The 5,241-nt window shown below is 43.7% G+C and carries 3 protein-coding genes and 1 tRNA gene; 2 read left to right on the forward strand and 2 right to left on the reverse strand.

Annotation, left to right across the window (positions count from 1 at the left end; translation table 11 throughout):
• The first annotated feature begins 156 nt into the window (after positions 1-156).
• Positions 157-1,224: an alanine/ornithine racemase family PLP-dependent enzyme gene (locus ASV53_RS22475; protein WP_094958758.1), complete on the forward strand. Its 1,068-nt coding sequence runs from the start codon at positions 157-159 to the stop codon at positions 1,222-1,224.
• Between the two features lie 46 nt (positions 1,225-1,270).
• Positions 1,271-2,689 carry a YfcC family protein gene (locus tag ASV53_RS22480; RefSeq protein WP_094958759.1) on the forward strand — a complete coding sequence of 473 codons (1,419 nt, stop codon included), beginning with the start codon at positions 1,271-1,273 and terminating at the stop codon, positions 2,687-2,689.
• 154 nt (positions 2,690-2,843) lie between these two features.
• Here ASV53_RS22480 and ASV53_RS22485 read toward each other — a convergent pair whose 3' ends face one another.
• On the reverse strand, positions 2,844-4,697 hold the full coding sequence (locus tag ASV53_RS22485) for a response regulator (RefSeq protein WP_094958760.1): 1,854 nt from the start codon (positions 4,695-4,697) through the stop codon (positions 2,844-2,846).
• A 312-nt stretch (positions 4,698-5,009) separates the two neighbouring features.
• Positions 5,010-5,094 (reverse strand) — tRNA-Tyr (locus tag ASV53_RS22490).
• Positions 5,095-5,241: the final 147 nt, after the last annotated feature.

Raw genomic sequence — 5,241 nt, forward strand, 5'->3', positions numbered from 1 at the left:
TCGGTGATGTGTATAAGAGACATGTTTAATATAATTACGCATCGAAATTGTTGTTTTATTTAATTGGCATGTAAACATGCCAAACTAACTATTTTAGCGAGAGGGTAAATTTCGGTTAATAGCAACCAAGGCGTTGTACTATTAACAGGATGAAATATGCAGTACCCACAACTATCCATAAATCTCGACACGATTGAATCGAATGCCGCCAATATGGTGAAGTCTTGTAAAGACTACGGTGTTAAGCCTGTCGGAGTAACCAAATTATTACTCGGTGCACCTGAATTAGCACAAGCAATGGTGACCGGAGGAATTGAAATCCTTGGTGATGCTCGGTTAATCAATCTTGCTCGTTACCAGCATTTGACGGTCGATAAAATGTTGATCCGCTTACCGTCTTTTTCGGAAGTTGAAGAGGTAGTCGCGCTGGCTGATATTTCACTGAATTCAGAATCGACCGTGTTGTGTGCCTTGTCAGAAGCCGCGGTTAAAGCCAATAAACAGCATCGCGTAGTGCTAATGCATGATTTAGGCGATTTACGCGAAGGCTGCTTTGATGAAAATGAAACCCTATGGTTAGCTGAATTAGTGTTGTCGCTTCCTAATCTTGAGTTGATTGGTTTAGGCAGTAATTTAGCTTGTTATGGCGGTGTTGCGCCAAGTGCCGATAATCAAAATCAGTTGGTTGCACTGGCTGAGAAAATTGAATCGAAATACGACATTAAATTATCAGTGATCTCTGGTGCAAGTTCTGCAGGTTTAACGCTGATGATGGCAAAAGAAATGCCATCGCAAGTCAATCAACTGCGCCTTGGTGCTTCAGTGATTATGGGCATTGGCCTTAATGATGAACCAGTTCCCCATACTCAGCAAGATGCCATCCATCTGCACGCTGAGTTAATTGAAATCAAACATAAGCCTTCAGTTCCCACTCTTTCCACTGCACTTGATGCATTCGGTAACACACCTGAGTTTGTTGATCGCGGTATTCGCTGTCGTGGCTTGTGTGCGATTGGTCGTCAAGATGTCGATATTGATCAAATCATCCCGAGTGATAGCAGAATCACGGTTGTTGGTGGTAGCAGTGATCATCTCATTTTAGATCTAACAGACTGTGAGTCTGAATACCAAATTGGCAGCGTGGTGACCTTTGAGTTGGGTTACGGCGGTGTATTGCAATGCGCTACCTCTGAATTCGTACATAAATCTTATGTGCGTAACTAATCAAATTTTTCCTTGTACGCGTGAATAATAATAATGCGAGGGTTCCATGTTTAAAATTAAGAAGTTTCCAAATGCGTTCACTATTTTATTGGGGTTAATTGCTTTTTTTGCTTTGTTGACACACATACTGTCAGCGGGGCAATACGAGCGGGTATTTAACGAAGCCTTAGGGCGTGATGTGCCTATTCCTGGGTCATATCATCAGATTGAAGCATCACCACAGGGGGTGCTTGATACGCTAATGGCACCGATCTCAGGCTTTTACGATCCAGCCACCAACATTGTTGGCGCTATGGATGTGAGTCTGTTCGTGTTAATGGTCGGTGGCTTTTTGGGCATTATCACTAAGACAGGGGCGATTGATGCAGGTATAACACGCATTATGATCCGACTAAAAGGTCGAGAAATCATGATGATCCCTATTTTGATGACCTTATTTGCACTTGGCGGTACCAGTTACGGTATGGCGGAAGAAACCTTGGCTTTCTATGGCTTGTTAATTCCTATCTTTATTGCGGCTGGCTTTGATGCCCTTGTTGCGGTGGCGGTTATCTTTGTCGGGTCAGGTATAGGTACGTTAGGGTCAACAATAAACCCATTTGGTAACGTGATTGCATCAAATGCGGGTGGGGTCGACTTCCTTGATGGCTTTGGGCTTCGTCTTGGTATCTTGGTTATAGCACTGATCATTGGCTGTGTGTATGTTATTCGCTACGCCAAGATGATCCAAAAAGATCCGAGCCGCTCGCTTATTGCGGATATTAACAAAGCTAATGCAGATCATTTCTTAGCGAACCGTAACGACAGTGATTTAGATGTTGCACTAACGCTTAAACAAAAAATTGTATTGGCATTGTTTGCTGCGACCTTCGTTATCATGATTTACGGTGTATCTACCTTAGGCTGGTGGATGGCAGAAATGAGTACCTTATTCATTGTGATGGGGATCATTTGTGGCATCGTGGGTCGCCTGAGCGAAGATGATTTGATTAACTCGTTCGTAGCAGGAGCTGCTGATTTAATCGGGGTGGCACTGATTGTCGGTGTGGCTCGCGGTATCGTGGTCGTGATGGAAGCGGGTAATATCACTGATACCATTTTGTTCTACGCTGAAGGCTTAGTGGCTGGTAAAAGTTCAGTATTGTTCATTAATGCGGTGTACTGGATAGAAATGTTATTGGCATTTGTTGTGTCATCAACATCAGGCCTTGCGGTAATGAGCATGCCAATTCTGGCTCCGTTAGCTGACTTTGCTAACACAGGACGTGAGTTGGTGGTAACTGCGTTTGTGTGTGGTATTGGTACTGTACTATTCGTTACACCAACTTATGGTGTGCTAATGGGTGGTCTGGCGATTGGTCGTGTTCCTTACATCACTTGGTTGAAATTCATTGGTCCACTGGTTGCTTTCTTCGTGGTACTTAACACCATTATGTTGTCATTGGGTGCGAGTGTGTTGGGTTAATGCCTAAATGAAGCGCTGTAGTACAAATCAAACAGTGAGAATTTAAACGTTAGAAATTAAAAATACAGTGATAGATACAATTTATGCCTTCATGTTCAATAGTCGTCTGAACATGAGGGCATTTTTTTATCTGCGCTTGACCTGATTTCCCGAGTTATTGGGGGGGATTGACTGGCGCGAGTTCAATCACTTCAGGTCTTGCGACATTCGAAACATCGGCATTTAGCGCAGTTTCTGTATTAGGCGCAAGCTCTATAGAGAGTAAACAAGGACTATTGACTGGCGGCTCACTGAATTTCGTTGGTATATTATCGAGCTGATCGAAGATACGGCTTCGCCATGCCTCGTAATCCGCAGGCAGTGGCATCACGCTAATCGCTTGGCGGCGTAGCCGAGAATAAGGCCGTATTTGTTGCTGCTCTAATGGCAGTTCCTGATCTTGTGGTAGTGCTTGGTCTTGTGGCAGTGTTTGGTCTTGTGGTGCTGAAGTAGAGCCTTGACGGCTGTATGCATCAAGATAGCCAAGGTTAGCATCTGAACTATACGGGTAGCGGATTAAGATCTGATCATATAAACGCATGGCTTGCTGTGGATGGCTGACGATCAATGCTTTCGCTTCACTCAGTTGTAACGCTAACTTTTTAATGCTGTTAGCTGACTCAGTGTTGCTCCGCAGTGCATCAATACGCTGTAAGCTATGGCCATCGAATTGGTCACGCAAACTTAAGGTCTGATGAACTTCGCTGATCAGCAACACTTCTCCCAGGTTGATCAAAATAGGCAAGAGTTCGATCAAAATAACTGATGGCAGTTTAGTGATTTTCTCAAAATAATAACTCAACCCAATTAACGCGCGGCGTTTCGCTTTTAGCGGTTTATTTTCGCTAAGGTAAAAACGTGCTCTAACGATATGACCATAGGTTGTTAAAAATGGTTGCTGGGCGGGTAATAGACGGCTAAAAGCGCGTAGTTGGATGCCTTTGAGCTCTTGGCGTAACTGTCGACGCGATTGGTTGGTGCGTGGCGAGAAGTACAGCTGTTCAAAGATGGCATTAAACTCGGCAAAGCGCACAATCCAACTGATATCAATAATAGGAAGGTGATTTGCCAATACGCGGCCTGCATTGAGCAGTTCATCCGGTTGATTTAAATCAGCAGCTTGTTGAGCAACAATTAGCGCCCGATGACTTGCAGACGGTGTTAATTGAAATGCACGTTTAGCGGTGACGAGAGCATCAAAGGGACGATGGCTAACTTGCTGATATTGCACTAATAGATCAAAGGCTTCAATGCAAAGGGGCGTGCGTTCTATTAAGGCTTCTAAATGTTGAATAGCTTGCTCTAAGTGTCCTTCATGCGCCATTACTTTCGCTTCAACAACGGCCACTTTATGGCTGGGATGTTTAGCCGTTAAAAATATCAAAATTGGCTGGAGTTGCTGCCAAGCCTGTTCTTCAACCAAGAGATCGAGCAATAAATCCGACAGTTTCTGGTTATGACCAAATTGGGTTAATTGCTGCTTACACAGTTCGATCGCGCGTTTTGTTTGTTGCATTTCAAGCGCGTGATAAACGGGTTGACGGATCTCGCTGTCTTTTAGTGTTTGAGTCAGCTTTTGTTTGAGTGTGGTATTGGTGATCGGTTTTGATAAAAAACAATCTGGCTGAACAGAAAGGGTAGATAAGATCACTTCAGTGGAGTGATCACCCGAGATCATCATGATACCGCAGGCTGAGGAAAGGAGTCGTTTACTGCGCAATAAACAAATTAATTCACTGCCGTTAAGTGCTTGATTCAAATGGTAGTCTGTTATGAGTACGTTGTAATGGGTTTTTCGGCAGGCACGGACCGCTTCGTCGTAGGTATCTGCAAGATCAATATGCTTAATACCTAATGGCGTGAGTAAACTTTTCAGTAGAGTTGATGCCGAACGTTGGTCATCGACAATCAATACTTTTATTTTTTCCCAATGTATAGCGGGTGTAGCATTGAGGTTAGTTGTCGTCATCCTTGATCCTTAATGCCAATCGCTCGACACAAGTAATTATACGTCTTACTGCTTATATTGTGTTTTTTATTATGTGTAATACTATTATATGCAATAAGTGGCATTTTGCGTGATATATGATGAAAGCAGTATCTGAGGTGGCTTATAGAACACAATGAACCCTAGTTTTAAGGTCTAGTTTTGAGGTCTAGTTTTTGACCTCTAGCTTTTGTGTCATAGCGCTCTTTGAGTGCTGTTGCTCTAGATATGCAAAGAGATTACATGAAAAACAGGCATGAAAAAGCCAGTTGCTTTCGCAACTGGCTTGAATGATGGTGGAGGGAGATGGATTCGAACCATCGAAGGCAGAGCCGACAGATTTACAATCTGTTCCCTTTGGCCACTCGGGAACCCCTCCACGGGGTGTTGCTACACTGTACTTGGCAAAAATACAGCAATTGAAACGCGCTATTGCGAATTTCAAGAAAGATGGTGGAGGGAGATGGATTCGAACCATCGAAGGCAGAGCCGACAGATTTACAATCTGTTCCCTTTGGCCACTCGG

Origin of the sequence: Photobacterium sanguinicancri (genome assembly GCF_002265265.1) — a bacterium.
In the GTDB taxonomy this organism is placed as follows: Bacteria; Pseudomonadota; Gammaproteobacteria; order Enterobacterales; family Vibrionaceae; genus Photobacterium; species Photobacterium sanguinicancri.

Bases quoted from the DNA above. Each gene is read 5' to 3' on its own strand.
- ASV53_RS22475 (WP_094958758.1), top strand. From the start codon at position 157: ATGCAGTACCCACAACTATCCATAAATCTCGACACGATTGAATCGAAT.
- ASV53_RS22480 (WP_094958759.1), top strand. From the start codon at position 1,271: ATGTTTAAAATTAAGAAGTTTCCAAATGCGTTCACTATTTTATTGGGG.
- ASV53_RS22485 (WP_094958760.1), bottom strand. From the start codon at position 4,697: ATGACGACAACTAACCTCAATGCTACACCCGCTATACATTGGGAAAAA.